This is a genomic window from Mesorhizobium sp. G2-6-1 (assembly GCF_055809095.1).
In genome coordinates this window covers 186,464-201,765 of the sequence record NZ_JBVVTF010000001.1, presented here as the reverse complement: position 1 = coordinate 201,765, position 15,302 = coordinate 186,464, and the positions used below count along the sequence as shown (strand labels likewise).

General features: G+C 56.6%; 16 protein-coding genes and 1 pseudogene. 5 read left to right on the top strand and 12 right to left on the bottom strand.

Going from position 1 to position 15,302, the window contains the following annotated elements; all coding sequences use genetic code 11:
• Positions 1–27 precede the first annotated feature (27 nt).
• Positions 28–1,176 (bottom strand): ABC transporter ATP-binding protein, encoded by a 1,149-nt coding sequence (locus AC0L7S_RS20585; RefSeq protein WP_473474579.1) that lies wholly within the window; start codon positions 1,174–1,176, stop codon positions 28–30.
• Between the two features lie 121 nt (positions 1,177–1,297).
• Between AC0L7S_RS20585 and AC0L7S_RS20580 the strand changes: the two genes are divergently transcribed.
• Both AC0L7S_RS20580 and AC0L7S_RS20575 read left to right on the top strand, forming a co-directional pair.
• The gene (locus AC0L7S_RS20580; RefSeq protein ID WP_473474578.1) at positions 1,298–2,101 is read left to right on the top strand and encodes a helix-turn-helix domain-containing protein; all 804 of its coding nucleotides are present in this window, start codon (positions 1,298–1,300) and stop codon (positions 2,099–2,101) included.
• Positions 2,102–2,163: 62 nt separating this feature from the next.
• Positions 2,164–3,012 (top strand): annotated as a pseudogene (locus tag AC0L7S_RS20575) (transposase); the annotation flags it as partial.
• 281 nt (positions 3,013–3,293) lie between these two features.
• Here AC0L7S_RS20575 and AC0L7S_RS20570 read toward each other — a convergent pair.
• A complete protein-coding gene (locus AC0L7S_RS20570; RefSeq protein WP_473474577.1) occupies positions 3,294–3,626 on the bottom strand; it encodes a hypothetical protein in 333 nt (110 codons plus the stop codon).
• A 310-nt stretch (positions 3,627–3,936) separates the two neighbouring features.
• Here AC0L7S_RS20570 and AC0L7S_RS20565 point away from each other — a divergent pair, with 310 nt between their 5' ends.
• Positions 3,937–4,221, top strand: coding sequence for a hypothetical protein (locus AC0L7S_RS20565; protein WP_473474576.1), 285 nt, complete (start codon positions 3,937–3,939; stop codon positions 4,219–4,221).
• Positions 4,222–4,389: 168 nt separating this feature from the next.
• On the opposite strand, the gene AC0L7S_RS20560 is transcribed toward AC0L7S_RS20565, so the two are convergent.
• The 10 genes from AC0L7S_RS20560 to AC0L7S_RS20515 all read right to left on the bottom strand — a co-directional run bounded on the left by AC0L7S_RS20560 (position 4,390) and on the right by AC0L7S_RS20515 (position 13,077).
• Positions 4,390–5,364 (bottom strand): dipeptidase, encoded by a 975-nt coding sequence (locus AC0L7S_RS20560; protein WP_473474575.1) that lies wholly within the window; start codon positions 5,362–5,364, stop codon positions 4,390–4,392.
• A gap of 18 nt (positions 5,365–5,382) precedes the next feature.
• A complete protein-coding gene (locus AC0L7S_RS20555) occupies positions 5,383–6,096 on the bottom strand; it encodes an ABC transporter ATP-binding protein (RefSeq protein WP_473474574.1) in 714 nt (237 codons plus the stop codon).
• Positions 6,089–6,853: an ABC transporter ATP-binding protein gene (locus tag AC0L7S_RS20550; protein WP_473474573.1), complete on the bottom strand. Its 765-nt coding sequence runs from the start codon at positions 6,851–6,853 to the stop codon at positions 6,089–6,091. The genes AC0L7S_RS20555 and AC0L7S_RS20550 overlap by 8 nt, the downstream gene beginning before the upstream one ends.
• A 4-nt stretch (positions 6,854–6,857) precedes the next feature.
• Positions 6,858–7,826: a branched-chain amino acid ABC transporter permease gene (locus AC0L7S_RS20545; protein WP_473474572.1), complete on the bottom strand. Its 969-nt coding sequence runs from the start codon at positions 7,824–7,826 to the stop codon at positions 6,858–6,860.
• Positions 7,827–7,830: 4 nt separating this feature from the next.
• Positions 7,831–7,986 carry a hypothetical protein gene (locus tag AC0L7S_RS20540; RefSeq protein ID WP_473474571.1) on the bottom strand — a complete coding sequence of 52 codons (156 nt, stop codon included), beginning with the start codon at positions 7,984–7,986 and terminating at the stop codon, positions 7,831–7,833.
• A complete protein-coding gene (locus tag AC0L7S_RS20535) occupies positions 7,983–8,699 on the bottom strand; it encodes a branched-chain amino acid ABC transporter permease (RefSeq protein WP_473474570.1) in 717 nt (238 codons plus the stop codon). Before AC0L7S_RS20535 ends, AC0L7S_RS20540 begins: the two co-directional genes overlap by 4 nt.
• A gap of 62 nt (positions 8,700–8,761) precedes the next feature.
• A complete protein-coding gene (locus tag AC0L7S_RS20530; RefSeq protein ID WP_473474569.1) occupies positions 8,762–9,901 on the bottom strand; it encodes an ABC transporter substrate-binding protein in 1,140 nt (379 codons plus the stop codon).
• A gap of 150 nt (positions 9,902–10,051) precedes the next feature.
• Positions 10,052–10,678: a TetR/AcrR family transcriptional regulator gene (locus AC0L7S_RS20525; protein WP_473474568.1), complete on the bottom strand. Its 627-nt coding sequence runs from the start codon at positions 10,676–10,678 to the stop codon at positions 10,052–10,054.
• Positions 10,679–11,161: 483 nt separating this feature from the next.
• A complete protein-coding gene (locus AC0L7S_RS20520) occupies positions 11,162–12,019 on the bottom strand; it encodes a MurR/RpiR family transcriptional regulator (RefSeq protein ID WP_473474567.1) in 858 nt (285 codons plus the stop codon).
• Between the two features lie 59 nt (positions 12,020–12,078).
• Positions 12,079–13,077 carry a polyamine ABC transporter substrate-binding protein gene (locus AC0L7S_RS20515; RefSeq protein ID WP_473474635.1) on the bottom strand — a complete coding sequence of 333 codons (999 nt, stop codon included), beginning with the start codon at positions 13,075–13,077 and terminating at the stop codon, positions 12,079–12,081.
• 224 nt (positions 13,078–13,301) lie between these two features.
• On the opposite strand from AC0L7S_RS20515, the gene AC0L7S_RS20510 reads away from it, so the two are divergent.
• Both AC0L7S_RS20510 and AC0L7S_RS20505 read left to right on the top strand, forming a co-directional pair.
• Positions 13,302–14,402 (top strand): ABC transporter ATP-binding protein, encoded by a 1,101-nt coding sequence (locus tag AC0L7S_RS20510; RefSeq protein ID WP_473474566.1) that lies wholly within the window; start codon positions 13,302–13,304, stop codon positions 14,400–14,402.
• Positions 14,399–15,295, top strand: coding sequence for an ABC transporter permease (locus AC0L7S_RS20505; protein WP_473474565.1), 897 nt, complete (start codon positions 14,399–14,401; stop codon positions 15,293–15,295). Before AC0L7S_RS20510 ends, AC0L7S_RS20505 begins: the two co-directional genes overlap by 4 nt.
• Positions 15,296–15,302: the final 7 nt, after the last annotated feature.

Below are 15,302 nucleotides of genomic sequence, written 5' to 3'. Positions count from 1 at the left end.
GATCGTGTTCCCTTGTTTTGTTATAACTCAGTCAATTGAACGTCGGAAAACGTGTGCGGCTGCCGGGTCGAAGACCAGCGCTACCTTCTCGCCCGGTTCGATGAGATCGCCTTCAGTCATGGTCTTGCGGTCGGCGGTCACCAGAAGGTCGCCCAGGCCTGCCACCTCGACCGAATATTCTGCGCTCGAGCCAAGGAAGATGCGATGGGTGACGACACCGCCAAGATCGCCAGTGTCAGCTGCCTTGCGCTCTAGCCGGATCGCCTCGGGCCGCAGCGCCATGATGACGGGACCCGGCGATATACCAGTTCTTGGCGGTATGCCGATAGCCGAACCGTCGCCCAGCCGCATCGTCTTGCCGTCCGCCTCTAGCGTGGCGTCGATGCGATTGGTCTTGCCGACGAAATCGGCGACGAACAATTCGCTTGGACGGTCGTAAATTTCCTGCGGGCGTCCGATCTGGCGGATGGAACCGGCGCTCATGACGCAGACGAAATCGCTCATCGACAGCGCTTCTTCCTGGTCGTGGGTGACGAGTACGAAGGTGATGCCGAGTTCGCGCTGCAGCGTCTGCAACTCGATCTGCATAGCAGAGCGCAACTTCTTGTCCAACGCCGCCAGCGGTTCATCGAGAAGCAGAACCGAGGGCTGGTTGACGATGGCGCGCGCCAGAGCCACGCGCTGCTGCTGGCCGCCCGACATTTCGTGGATGCGCCGCGTGCCGAAACCGCCAAGCCGGACCATTTCCAGCGCTTCGCCGGCGCGGCGTGAAACCTCGGCGGCGGGAATTTTCGGACGCATCTGCTTGAGACCGTAAGCGACGTTCTGCTCTACATTGAAGTGGGGAAACAGCGCGTATTGTTGAAACACCATGTTGACCGGTCGACGGTAGGCCGGCACCCCGTTCATCATGCGGCCATCGATCAGCACGTCGCCGCTTGTCGGTTGCTCGAAGCCGCCGATCATGCGCAGGCAGGTCGTCTTGCCACAGCCGGAGGGGCCGAGCAGCGCCATAAAGGCGCCCTTGGGAACATTGAGGTTGATGTCCGCCACCGCGGTCACGGCGCCGTAGGCCTTGGTTACCGATCGGAACTCGATGTCATGCGTCGAAGTCGATGCCACGTCCGTTCCCCGCGATGAACCTGAACTTGCAGTTTGTGTTTGCTCTGCCACCATTGTGGGTAGAAACCTAGTAGGAAAGCAAGCACAAGATATATACCCCAAGAGAGGTATTTTAAGCTGCCATTGCCCGTGGAAGGTGTATAGAGCAATGGCAGGGCACGGAGGAAATCGTTGCGTGAGCGTGGACGTGGAAGGTCTGTTTGCCGCATTCGGCGATCTTGTCGGCAAGCAGATGATGGACGACATGGAATTCGGCGAGATATTCCGGCGCATGATGCAGGCGCTGGTGCGCTTCGACCATATTGTCGTTTTCGCCTATAGCGGTGCGGAACGACCGATCGACCTCTACAGCACCTTCGACCGCAACGAGCATATCGTGTTCGTGGCGTTGTATCAGGCGGGGCCGTACCTGCTCGATCCCTTCTACCATAGGGCAAAGGAGCGGTGGGGCGGGGTGTTCCGCATGCGGGAACTGGCGCCGGACCGCTTCTTTTCGAGCGAGTATTACCGCACCTATTATGTGAAGACCGGCCTTGCCGAGGAGGTAGGCTTTTTTGTCACTACGGGCGACGGGACGACAGTTGTACTGTCGCTGATGCGCCGTGAGGACAGCGGCCCGTTTCCGGCCTCGGATTTTGCCCAGCTGTGCAAGGTCGAGCCGTTGGTGGCCGTCATGGTGCGGCAGTTCTGGGCGAAACTGGAAAATCGGTTTGAGAGTGTCGCTTCCGGCAAGCGGCGAGGGCGCAAAGCGACCGGCCTCGCACAGGTCACTGATGCCGTCTGGCGCGGCCTTAAATTGAGCGTGCGCGAGGCGGAGATCGTGGAACTGGTGTTGCAGGGCCACTCATCGGAATCGATCGGGCTGAAATTCGGCATCGCCACCGGCACAGTCAAGGTTCACCGCCGAAATGTTTACCGCAAGCTCGGTATTTCCTCGCAGACGCAGCTTCTGTCTATATATTTGAAAAGCTTGGCCTAACTTCACGATGCGCGGTGCCGGACGCGGTTCATCACGTAACCGGGTCGCCGCCTTGCAGAGGCATCCCGCACATGATGCAGATCGGGAACGAGCAGTATTACTACGACCCGATGCTGTACGGTACGAATGACCTTCAGGAACTGTCCAAGACCCATGACATCGTATCGCGTTCGAAGACCGTACTCTGGCACCGGGTGCTGCCGCATTGCCTGCCCCTGTATTTTCCCGAAGCTGACCGCTTTCACCGCAGTTCACGCAGCGACTGGTTCTTTGCCTTCCTTGAGCGCTACCCGTCGCCGCACTCCATCTCAGCTATGGGCAAGGAAGCCTTCATTGCGGATGTCTGAACCGCCGTTGGCCGCTGCGTCTCAAAAGAGCTTTTGCTGGCAGATATTTATGGGACCGCCAGAACGTCGGTGGGGTTGCCAGTCGATCCAGAGTCCGATGCCAGAAGGATATTCCGTCTGGTCCTTGGTGAAGGGCGCAACCTGATCGCTCAACGCGAGGAGATTGAGGACCGCACCGTTACGTTGCTCGAGGACAACACGGACTATCAGCTGCTGACGTCGATCCCCGGGATTGGGCCTATTAATGCGCTGACCATCTTGGCCGAAGCCGGTGACCTCCGCCGTTTCCAGCATCATTGTCAGTTTCTCAAGTTCTGCGGCATGGATCTTGCAACCACCAAGTCCGACACGTTCCGCGGGCAGACCAAGCTCTCAAAATACGGCAATGCCCGACTGCGCCGCACTCTCTGGATGGCAGGTCAGCGCGCCAACAGCTTCCGCGACAAGTTTGAGCGTTACATCTCCAAAGATCGCCACAACACCCATTTGCGCCGCAAGGCGTATGCCGCAATCGCTGCCAAGATGGCCCGCACCGTCCCCGCGGTCGTCAAAGGCGGTGTGTGAAATTTAATCGAACAGTAGCCCTAGCCTATGGAACATCATCCTGCTGATTCCGTTAAGTTTTCGGGTGCTGGAAGGGGGCACGGCCAATGCAATTTCTGTCCTTATGAAAATTCCAATTTGTGCTGTCAAATCAACATGATATAACTGTTCGGAGTGGAGTCCAGGTTAGCCGTAATTTTGCAGGTGAAAGTTATCCACCGTGATGCTTCGGTGATTTTGAAAGTACAATCGATGTCATACGTAATATGTTCGCGGGGCCATGCTCGGATGCTTATCAGCAATCAGCGACCGGATTCGATGGTTTCGGTTACATGATGATGGATTTGCCCGACGAAGAACCGCTCCAGGACCGATTCGGTTGCGGTTCGGCTGGCCAAGCGTTCTGGGCTTGCAAGGGCGGCGTCGAGCGTGGCCTGATCCGGGTAGGAGATTGCTAGGATCATAGCGTATTCCGGCGCGCCCGGATCATGTTCCACGGCAAAACTCAGACGGACGTCGATGGCGCCAGGGAAGGCGTTCCATGTAGGCAGGGCTGTCTTTATTATGGCGGCGCGAAAAGCATCGGATTGGCCTTCGTGAACACGGCCATCGAATAGGGCGTAGCGGGTGATCACTTGAGGATCTCCTGACCGGGTGTACTAAACGGGCCGCGTAGTGGATTGACCCTGCCGGAGTGGCAGGACGAGTGGTGCTGCGGTAGGACCTTGGTCATCGGCGCACATCTTGCAGGGCACTCACTATTGTCAGCCCATATGCTTATGCAGGTCCGCACCGCCGAACTGAACGGTGATCTTCGTGACAGGTTGCGGGCGCCGTTCCGTCAGCCAGAGCCGAACGTGCCTCCATTATTCAAGCCCAAACCGCCCCTCCTGCGCGCAGCCTGACCCCAGAGAAGTTACCGGTCTCGAGACCGATTGGGATCTGATGCCTCGTATCATCGCCGACGACTTTACGTTCGTCACCAACAATGCTCGCGATTTCAGGAATCTCTACGCCCGCGAAGAACTTCATGCCGGTCCGCTCATCATCGTTCCCCAGGTAGCGCCCGGTAGGCAGCGAGAACTGTTCGACGCGCTCCTAGATGAGCTCTACGCCCACGCCGCCATCGTCAATGAGGTCATCGAGATTGCACTCGACGACGGCGCGGCAGTCATCACCCGCTATGAGTTGCCGGCCGCCGAGGTCGACCAGGCGGAAGGATTGTTTTGATCGAAGCGGCACTGCCAGCAGCCAATGCACTGGATCCGGCCCAGCTTGTTCACATCGAAGCCGTGCATCGCGGCTTCCTTTTTCAACATCTGTACACAGTGCAGTGCCTGCTGTCGGCGTATAGTCACGATCGGACCTGCAAAGGTGCCGGACTGCATCACCTTAGCCTTACCAAACGCGATCCAGCAGGGTCAGCCAATTTTCGCCTATGATCTTTCGTATCTTACTTTCACCCCAGCCGGCGCGGCTCATGGCTGCGGTGAGATTGGGGAAATCCGCAATAGATTCCAGCCCGTCCGGAAAATCGACCTTCCAGATTTCGGTCAATTGCCGTCCAGTGCCTTTGTCGCGGTTAAGATATTCGAAGAACTTCGTACCATAGCCCATAGTGAAATCAGTGCCGAAGCCCACGCAGTCTTCGCCCACCAGATTGACGATGTAATCTATCGCCTCGACATAGTCATCGACCGAGGCATCATTGCCGCGCTTTAGGAAGGGCGGAAACATGGTGACGCCGACGAATCCATCGTGATCGGCGATCAGGCGAAGTTGGTCGTCGCTCTTGTTTCGCGGATGTGCCTTAAGACCACTGGGCAGGCAATGGCTGTAGGCCACGGGCTGTTTCGACGCGCAGATCACGTCCTCGGAAGTCTTGGGACCCACGTGGCTGAGGTCGCACAGTATGCCAACGCGGTTCATCTCGGCCACGATGTCATGTCCAAAGTCCGACAGCCCACTGTCGGTGGACTCGTAGCAGCCGCTGCCGACAAGGTTCTGGGTGTTATAGGTCATTTGCACGATACCGACGCCCTGCTGCTTGAAAAGCTCGACGAATTCCACGCGATCTTCGAAGGCTGAGGTGTTCTGAAATCCAAGTACAATTCCGGTTTTGCCATCCCGTTTGGCGCGGCGGATGTCCTCGACAGACACAGCCTTCGTAATTATGTCGCCGTGATCCGCGAACATACGGTTCCACTTGCCGATTGCCAGCATCGTGTCGCGGAAGTTTTCCCAAACCGAGCAGGTGCAGTTGGCCGCTGTCAGGCCGCCCGCGCGCATCGCCTTGAATACACTTTCGTCCCAGTTCGAGATAATCAAACCGTCAAATACGATGAGATCGTCGTGCAGATCTTGTTTTGTCATTGGTCACACCCGTGAAGTTCAGAGATAGATATTCTTGATGATGGCATCATGGTCACCCTCCATCGCCTTGACGTCTCCACCGTCCACTACCTGGCCATCGCGCAGCACGATGAACCGATCGGCGGCTCGGAAAGCCAATTTGAGGTTCTGTTCGACCATTAGCATGGTCACGCCTTCCATCTTGAGCCCGTCCATGAGCAGCGCAATCTCTTCGCAGAATTCAGGCGATAGACCGCCCGACGGTTCGTCTAGCAGCAAGAGGCGCGGCTGTGACATCAGCGCACGGCCAATCGCGACCATCTGTTGTTCGCCGCCCGACAGGGTACGCGTGGCCTGCCTTCGCCGTTCAGCTAGGCGGGGAAAGCGGCCATAGACCTGCTCCAGCGTCTTTGGCGCGTCTTTTGCTCCGCGCCGCATCGCGCCCAGTCTCAGATTGTCCTCGACTGTGAGATCCGGAAACAAATCGCGCTTCTGGCTGACTTGCGCTACGCCATGTGCAAAAACCTGGTGCGGAGCCAGCCCTGCCAGTTCCTGATCTCCCAACAGAACCGAGCCCGACGCTGGCTGCACGAATCCGCAGATTGCGTTCAGAGACGTGGACTTACCGGAACCGTTGGCCCCCAGAAGGGTCAGGCATTCGCCTGCCTGCACTTCGAAGCTGGCGGCACGCAAGATGAGTTTTTTCCCATAGGCGACATGCAGATCGCGGATCGTCATTAAGGTGTCAGGCATGTCCAAGATAGGCCTCCAGAACTGCGCGGTCCTCACGAATTTCCTGCGGGGTGCCTTCGGCGATGCGTTGGCCAGCGGCCATCACAAGTATGCGGTCAGCGCCCGCCATCACAAGTTCGACGGCATGTTCAATGAGCAGTATGCCCACACCTTTTTCGCCTGCCAGCCGGTGGATGATCCGCATCATCTGGTCTCGCGCGAGTGGCGATAGGCCGACGGCAGGTTCATCCAAAAGCAGGACCGGTGGCTCGGAGGCGACGGTGCGGATGATCTCAACGATCCTCTGCTGTCCGCCCGACAGGTCGCCGGCGCGGGTGTCAGCCATCTTTTCCATCTGCATCAGCGAGAGCAGATCGCGCGCACGGGCGATCATCCCCCGTTCCGAATCAAGTGCAGATTTGCGCCCCAGGAGCACATCGAGAAAATTGCCTCCTGTCTGCGCATGCAATCCGGTCAGAACATTTTCGAGTACGGTAAGCGCAGGAAACAGTCCGCCGTTCTGAAACGTGCGGCGAATACCTTGGCGCGCGATTTCATGCGATGTCTCCCCGGCAATATCGCGTCCCTTCAGGCGGATCTGACCTGCCGCTGGTCTGACATATCCCGAGATCGCGTTGAAAAGCGTCGTCTTGCCAGCTCCGTTAGGGCCAATCACAGCCAGTATCTGCCCCGAGGCCAGGCCGAGCGATACGTCTTTCAGGGCATCCAGCCCCGCAAAACGCACGCTCAGACCTTGAACGTCTAGTAAATCGCTCATGCGTTCACTCTCTGTAATATCGTTCGACGAAGATCGGCGAGACACGGCGCAAAAGGCTAGCCAATCCCTGCGGCAGTACCAGCAGCACCACGATCACGATCAGCCCAAAGAAAAGCTCTTCCATGCCCGGAAAGCTTCGCAGGTATTCCGGCAGCACGGTCAGAGCGATCGCCCCCAGAATGGATCCCAGAACCGAACCGAGCCCGCCTACCAACACCATCGCGAAACTCACGATCAGATGCAGCATTCCGAAGCTTTCCGGAAAAATATATGCGGTGTGCAGGGCAAAGAGCGACCCCGCGCAACCTACAACGAAGCCCGACCACATGAATGCGATGACAATGATCCGTGAGGTTGGAATGCCCAACGATGCGGTGACCACCTCGTTCTCACGTATTGCCACGATCGACCGGCCGATATGTGATCGCAACAGGTTTAGCGTGGCCTTGACCAGCAGCACTGTGATGAAGAGGAAAACGTAGAATTTCACCCGGTCGTCGATCAGCGAATAGCCAAAGATGTTCTGCGCGGGCAGACTTAGTCCGTCGGTACCGCCGCTTACGGATTTGGCATGAACATAGAGCCAGCGCATCAACTCGCCAAACGCCAGAGTGATGATGGCGAGATAATAAAGTCGGATACCACGCAGCGCGGCGGCGGAGGCAAGGAACCCTCCGATCGCACCCGCTACACCGGCCATCGGGATCGTCGCGATCCAAGGCAGACCCAGCGAGGTCGTGGCGATGGCTGAAGTGTAGGCGCCAATGCCGAAGAACGCAGTGTTGGCAAAGGCAAGCTGTCCTAGGTTTCCGATCACGAAATTGAAGCCCAAGGCGATCAGCGCGTAGATCAGGATGCTGTTGACAATAAATTGCACATAGAGATTTGCGACCAGCGGTACCGCAAGCAGCAGTGCAGGGAAAGCCCAGAAAAAGACGATCCGGAAACGCAGTTGTGCGGGATTGGGCATCATTGGATCAAACCTTCACCACGGTCTTGTGCCCGAACAGACCATGCGGGCGCATCATGAGGACGATGATGATGACCACATAGGCGGTGATATCGATCAATGCCGTGTCGACATATGCACCAGCATATTGCTCGGATACTCCCAGCAGAAGTGCGCCGATCACCGCGCCATGCAGTGATCCGAAGCCCCCAGCGTCATCGCTGCGAACCCCTTGATAAGAAAATTCACCCCTAAATCCGGGTGCAGCAGAGAAACGGGCGCTATCAGAATGCCGCCGACGGCGCCCAAGGCCGCACCGACACCCCAAGTCATGTCGTTGAAACGGTCCACGTTGATCCCGATCAGCTGCGCGCCGCGCTGCGATTGATAAACGGCCTGGACCATCTTGCCGATATCCGTCAGTGCCAGCACCGCAAAGAAGACCGCGAGCAGGGCCGCAGTGGTGCTGATGATGAACACGGCATCACCCGTGATGATGAGATTGCCCAGGAATATTGGTTGCATGTCGAAGACGCTGGGCATCGGCAGCACCTCCCGCCCCCAGACGATGCGCGCGATGCCGCGCAGAACATAGCCTGCCGCAATGCACATCAGAGCGAAGCCTATATGGGGTCCGCCTCGAATCGGGCGGATCAAACCTCGGCTGAAACACAGTCCAAGCAGAAACAGCGCTATCACAGCCAGCACAGCCGCCGGCAGAAACGCCACTCCCAGTATCACTGTCAGGACGTACGACACGAACGCCCCGGCCATCACAAAATCACCATGGCCGAAATTGACGATGGTGGTCGAGCGGTAAACTACCGTCATTGAGAGGGCTACAAGGGCATAGATTGCACCCTGCGATATTCCACTGATTGTGAGTTGAAGAAACATTCCTGGACCTTTCCGGAAGTGGAGGTAGGGAACGGCACGCGCCCCTTGCCTCAGTCTTGCGGTCAGTACCGCTCGCCCCAGGAACGCAGTACGGTCGGCTGGCCATCTACAAAGCCTGCGACGGCAGAGCCCTTGACGCCTTGGTGATCCTCAGGCGTCCAAGTGATCGGCTCGGACAGGATGCCCGTGTCAAGATTGTTGATCTTGTCAAGTTCGGCGATCAGCTTGGAACGGGTCAGCTCGGGGCCTGCGTTCTTCAGGGCCTCGACGACCGCAATGGCCGACCCGATGGAGGCGAAACTAAACGTGCTGAGCTGTTCGTCCGGGTAATATTTCTTGATCATCTCACCCCACGGCTTGAGTTTGGGACCACCTAGGCTATCGACGTAGGAATGGATGACGAAGTAGTTCTTGACCGTATCGAAATCGCCCACGTGCTTCAGTGTGTTTTCCAAGTCGGTGCCAGCCGTGCCCATGACCGGGATGTCGCTCATGCCATATTTCTTGAGATCCCTTAGGAAGATCGCGGTTTCGGCCTCGTAGATGGCCGCGATAATAAAATCAGGCTTGGCTTCGCGCAGCTTCAGGATCTGGGCCGTCGCATCGGTCTGGCCCCGCTCCATTGTCAGTTCCAGAACTGGCTCGACACCATTTTCCTTGAGATATTCGCGCGCTGGGTCGGAATAGCTGTGCGCCCAGTCGTTCGAATGCTCGATGATCGCCACTCGCTTCGTGTCCGGTCGTGAAAGGACGAACTGTGCCATCGAGCGCCCATTGGCCGAACCTGTGGGCAGCCCGTGAAAGATGTTCGCCGCTAGAGGGGATGATATAGAATCGCTGGCCGCGTGAGCAATGACCCACGGCAAACCGGCCTGTTCGACGACCGGACGAATGGCAAGTGCTACGCCGCTACATGAGTTTCCATGCAGCATAAAGACCTCATCCTGATAGATCAGCTTTTTCGCACCCGCGAGCCCCTTGGCGGGGTCGCAGGCTGTGTCCTCCTGAATTGCAATCAGCTTGCGGCCATGCACGCCACCCTCGTCGTTGATTTTGTCGTAATAGGCCATCATGCCGATCTCGGCCTTGCTGTAGGACGCGGCGTTACCGGAGAAAGGGGCCATCACCCCAATCTTGATCGAATCCGTGGTCAGACCAGTTGTCTCGCCTGCGATGACGGGCAGGGTGGTCAGCAGCAACAATGCCGTGGCCTTTAAGGTCAGTTTCATCTCATACTCCCCTTGTTTAATTGTCCGGCCGTGCCTCACAATTGGGCATTGTCGGCTTGCTCTTCCTCAACAAACATGCTGGCCTGATTTTATGGTGCTTGATCTAGGCCTTTTACTAATTTTTTAATTTCGTATGGGTTGGATCTTGCCTTTCAGAAGGTTTCCGAGCGTGATTATCATCACCCCGAAATATGCGCTGTCTGGACGCAATACGGCCTGGACAGCCATGCCGCGAAAAATATTCATCGCCACGTTGAATAGAACGGCGGGATCTGCCTCGCTGCCTTGGCAGGGCTCGAAAGTGCGGTTCCAGATCAATTCGAATCGCTTGTGCAGGTCCAGAATCAATGGCCGCAGATGCCGCTGCAATTCGACATCGCCGCGCGCGGCGACGATGATCTCGAGGGAGGAATAGAACCAGTTTCCCGTCAGCATCTGTTTCCAGATGTTTTCGAGAAACTGGTCAAACGTCAGGTCGCCCTTGCATAATTGTCTGGCAAGACGGTCCAGATCGTCCGAGAACCCGTTGAACATGTCGTCAGTTGCCGCGACGATCAGGTCAATCTTGCCAGGATAGTGATGCGTCTGCGCTCCGCGTGACACACCCGCCCGTTTTGCGATTGCCAATGTGGTCGTGCTGGCATAGCCCACCTCCATCAGCGATGCGATAGTCGCCTCATGCAACAGCTTGCGCGTGCGTGCGCTACGCTCATCCTGTGTACGGCGGGTACTATTTGATATTTCCAACATACCGACCAATCTGTTTGTAAATATTATGCATGTCAAGAATATTCTCAAAGGATGATCACGAAGAAGAAGTTGCATACATGGACCGAGGCCGAGAGCCGCGCTGCGAGATTTCGCAAATTTTGAACGCGCCACCTATTAGGTTATGGCGCGCTGAACTGACCGCACAAATTGGCGTTTCCATATTGATGGACTTGCGCGGGCCGTGATTCTAACCCCGCCCCTGAAAACGCGCCAGGATCAGTTCGCCATCGAAAACGCCGAGATGGACGTCAACCACGCCTCGAACAAGCTACGTTTCGACGCTTTTATGGAAGCAACCGATCACGTGCTCGGTTGCTTCCTGTTGCGCGACTCCGCAGATAAATGTGGCAATTGGGTGCTTTACCAACGAATAGACACAGTAGAAATCGAATGCGATGCGAGCGTTGCGAACTGGTCATTGACGTCGTGTGACGATCTACGAACCAAAGCTCGTCTGCTACTCTAACTGTCCTCGAAGTCGCCGAACAGATCCTGCAGCCGGGTCAGCATTTCGACCCGCTGATGAACCTTATCGCCCAGAACGACGATGATGTTGGAAAGCAGGAGGTCGAGAACCGCAAGGATTGTCGCTGAACCGTCCCAAAGTGGGCCGTGTGGGCCTGGAATGACCAAGGCAATGTCCGACGCTTCCTTGACCCAAGGGCAAAATTCATCGGTCAGCAATATTACTTTGACACCGGAATTTTTCGCCTCAAGCGCTAGGGGGAGGGCTTTGGTGGCGAAACGGCGTGCCTCAATTAGAAAAAGCACCCGGCCCTCCACCGCCTGATCCAGCACTTCGGAGTACGTGCCGTTCAGCCCATCCACAAATAATACATGCGGGCGCGCATAAGAAAGCTGTGCAGCCATATATTCGGCAGTACCACGGATATTCTGATAGGCAGCGACATAAACCTCGCTCGCATCGATAAGCGTTTCCACACAGCTTTGCCATTCCGGCGCGGTCGTCATTTCATAGACATGCCGCAAATTGTCGATCTGCTGATTGATGAGCTTGGCGAGCAATTTACCTTCGCGAATATCAGCCTGAAGGCGGTCAACCTTGCCTTTGACCTGCCATGCTGGATTAGAGCGCGCATGCCGCAATTCCTGCTTGAGCGGCTCAAGCCCGTCAAAGCCTACTCTACGAAGGAACCTGCCAACGGTCATCGGACTGACACCGATCTTGGCGGCAATCGAACGGGCCGTCTCGAACGGAAGCTCGGCGATATGCCTTTCCAGATACTGGGCCAGGAGTTTGTCGGATTTCGACCGCCGCAAGTCGTCGCCGCTCAGCCGCTCCAGAATCGATTTCGACACATATGCCTCCAACCAGGGTTCGCCACCCCAACTTCTCAGGGTGGCGTGAATGATGCGTTCTATTGGGCCGTCTTTATCTTGGTCCACAGACGATCATACTGGCGGATGTCTTTCCCTAAATCCTGGAATATCTGCAGACGCTTCATCGTCTCGGCCGGCGGATTGATCTCCTCGCTGTTCTTGATGTTGTCGGGTGTCAGAGCGCGAGCCTTCATATTGGTGGTGCCGTTCGTCTGCTGCGCCATATTGAGAGCCGGAACCTCAGGTTGCGTGTAGAACTGCATGAACTTGATGGCGTTTGCCTTGTTCGGCGCAGTTTTTAGCACGCAGATATCCTCTTGGTACATCGTCGCGCCTTCCTCGGGAATCACATAGCCGAGATCCTTGGGATTGCCGAAAACGTCGATCATCGCGCCGATGAAATAGTGTGCTGCGGCGACATCGCCTGACGCCACCAAAGGCCGAGAATCGTAGGTGAATGCAGCAACCTGTGGCTTCATCGCGATGATCGTGTCCGCCGCTTGCTGCAATTCATCGGAATCCGTAGAATTGACGCTGTGACCGTTCATAATGAGGCCGACGCCCATGACCTCCCGCACGTCGTCGAGCAAGGTGAATTTAAGATTCTTTGCCTTGGCCGTCTCAATCAGATCGCGCCAGCCGGTGATGTCTTTGCCTAGCACAGTCCGGTTGTACAAGATACCGACAGTGCCCCATGCATAAGGCAGGCAAAATTCGCCCTTGGGATCACTCTTGGCGCGCAAGGCCGCTGGGTCAATATTCTTGAATCCTTCGTACTGGTTGATATTAGTTTTCTCGAGCAGGCCCAGCTTGGCCATGATGTCCTGCATATGCACGGAAGGAAAGACGATGTCGTAGCCGATCGCTCCACCCTGAATCTTGGCAAGCATCTCTTCGTTGGACGAATAAGTTGACAGATTGACCTTGATGTTCGTCTCGGCCTCGAATTTTTTCAACACCTCCGGGTTGATGTATTCACCCCAGTTGTAAATGTTCAATTCCTCGGCTGCGGTAGCGGCCCCCGAAAGCATAAACATCGCCCCGGCACAGACGGCGCCGCGCAAGACCCGCCGCAACAATATTCGAATATGCATGATTTGTCCTCCTCCCGAGGCTGGGCACGACCGTGCGCAGCATTTGATATTTCCCATTTTCGGAAGCAGCAGTCGATTTCGACCGTTGACTTCCATCACAAAAAGATATCAAAATCTCAAAACAACGCAACAGTTACTTAAATAACAAAAATTAATGGGAACTGCGTATGCATGGTTCAATCGTCGAACTGGTCGATGCGAGGAAACGTTTCGCCTCTCCCGAGGGTGGCGAGATAAAAGCGATCGATACCATCGATCTGAGCGTCCGCCGCAATGAATTCCTGACCCTGCTCGGCCCCTCAGGCTGCGGCAAGACCACACTATTACAGGCGATTGGCGGTTTCGTGCGTCTCGACGCAGGAACCATTCTGATTGATGGCGAAGACATGACGAATGTCCCGCCGCATCAGCGGCCGGTCAACACGGTGTTTCAGAACTACGCACTTTTTCCGCATATGACCGTCGGAAAAAATGTCGGATACGCTTTGGAGGTCGCCGGAATTACAGCCAAAGAGCGGCGCGAAAGGACCGGCGCGGCGCTCGCCATGGTCGGCCTCGGCGGGCTTGAAAAGCGCTATCCACGCCAGCTTTCGGGCGGTCAGCAACAGCGCGTCGCTCTCGCCCGCGCCATCGTCGGACGGCCGAAATTGCTGCTTCTGGACGAGCCCTTGTCTGCGCTCGATCGCGGCTTGCGCCATTCCATGCAGATCGAACTTAAGACGCTTCAGGACGAACTCGGCATTTCCTTCGTCTTTGTCACGCATGATCAGGAAGAGGCGCTCACCATGTCGGATCGCATCGCGGTTCTGAAGCGTGGCCGCATCCAGCAGATAGCCTCTCCGCGCGACATCTACGATCGGCCGGAAAATGCCTTTGTGGCCGGGTTCGTCGGCGCAAACAACATGTTCGAGGGCCGTGCCGAAGGCGATGGCATGGTGCTCGAAGACGGTAGTTTCCTGTCCCTTTCTGGCTCGGCGGCCGGATACAACGGCAACACCATTGCCATCATAAGGCCCGAACAGTTCTCGTTGGCGCAGGAAAATGACAGCCGCCCGCGAATCGATGTCACGATCGATCAGATCATCTTTGTTGGCGCATCGTTTGAGGTTTATACGCGTACCGCCAGCGGTCGCGTTTTGACGGTATCAGTTCCCGCGACGATGCGCGATGCGATTGCCAAGGTTGACAACGAGCGCCGTGCCCAACTTGCCTATGACCCTGCCCATGTTCATCTCATGAGTAGGAATGATGAGGAAGCAGACGCATGAACAACCGGGTGCGCGACCGCTTTCAACTTGGGCTGCTGCTCGGCCCTGCCTCGCTTTTCCTGGCGATCTTCTTTCTTATCCCGCTCGCCATCATGGTAGTCACCAGCTTCCTTGCCCCTGGTCTGTATGGAGGTGTGGAGTGGACGTTTTATCCCGACAATTTTAGCCGCATCCTCGGCTTCGCCAACCCCGCCTTCGAGGTGTTCGATCCAGTCTATCTGGAGATTTTCTTTCGTTCGCTGGAAATAGCGACGCTGACGGTGGTAGTGACGTTGCTGGTCTGTTACCCGGCGGCGTTTTGCATCAGCCTGCTGTCGGGTCGGTGGAAAAGTTTCTGCCTTTTCCTCATCGCGCTGCCCTTCTTCACCAGTCTGGTCGTCCGTCTTTTCGTATGGTTGCTGATCCTGCGCCAGACAGGACCTATCAACGGCATCCTCATGGCGCTTGGCGTCATCGACCGGCCCCTGGATCTCATCTATACGCCAGGCGCGATCATCCTCGGCATGGTCTATATCTTCGTGCCGTTCATGTTCATGCCAGTTTACGCCAGTGTCGAAAAGCTGGACTGGTCGCTGGTGCGTGCTTCGCAGGATCTTGGCGCAGGGCCAATGCGTACGTTCATGCGCGTGATCCTGCCGTTGACGGCGCCGGGAATCATCGGTGGCTCTATCATTGTGTTCATCCCGGCGCTCGGTAATTTCATTGTCCCTGCGATCCTTGGCGGCGCTAGGGTGATGATGCTGGGCAACCTGATCGAGCAGCAATTTCTGTCAGCGCGCAACTGGCCGTTCGGGTCAGCACTGGCCATGATGGTCATGAGCGTCATGCTGGTGGTGTTGATGGGCTATGTTTTCCTTGCCGAACGACGCGGCAACATCACGCCCGACCGGTAAGGGGAGC

Coding starts and splice junctions, on each gene's coding strand:
- AC0L7S_RS20535 (WP_473474570.1), bottom strand. CDS start 8,699: ATGTTTCTTCAACTCACAATCAGTGGAATATCGCAGGGTGCAATCTAT.
- AC0L7S_RS20560 (WP_473474575.1), bottom strand. CDS start 5,364: ATGACAAAACAAGATCTGCACGACGATCTCATCGTATTTGACGGTTTG.
- AC0L7S_RS20515 (WP_473474635.1), bottom strand. CDS start 13,077: ATGTTTATGCTTTCGGGGGCCGCTACCGCAGCCGAGGAATTGAACATT.
- AC0L7S_RS20510 (WP_473474566.1), top strand. CDS start 13,302: ATGCATGGTTCAATCGTCGAACTGGTCGATGCGAGGAAACGTTTCGCC.
- AC0L7S_RS20525 (WP_473474568.1), bottom strand. CDS start 10,678: ATGTTGGAAATATCAAATAGTACCCGCCGTACACAGGATGAGCGTAGC.
- AC0L7S_RS20545 (WP_473474572.1), bottom strand. CDS start 7,826: ATGATGCCCAATCCCGCACAACTGCGTTTCCGGATCGTCTTTTTCTGG.
- AC0L7S_RS20585 (WP_473474579.1), bottom strand. CDS start 1,176: ATGGTGGCAGAGCAAACACAAACTGCAAGTTCAGGTTCATCGCGGGGA.
- AC0L7S_RS20555 (WP_473474574.1), bottom strand. CDS start 6,096: ATGCCTGACACCTTAATGACGATCCGCGATCTGCATGTCGCCTATGGG.
- AC0L7S_RS20565 (WP_473474576.1), top strand. CDS start 3,937: ATGCCTCGTATCATCGCCGACGACTTTACGTTCGTCACCAACAATGCT.
- AC0L7S_RS20550 (WP_473474573.1), bottom strand. CDS start 6,853: ATGAGCGATTTACTAGACGTTCAAGGTCTGAGCGTGCGTTTTGCGGGG.
- AC0L7S_RS20505 (WP_473474565.1), top strand. CDS start 14,399: ATGAACAACCGGGTGCGCGACCGCTTTCAACTTGGGCTGCTGCTCGGC.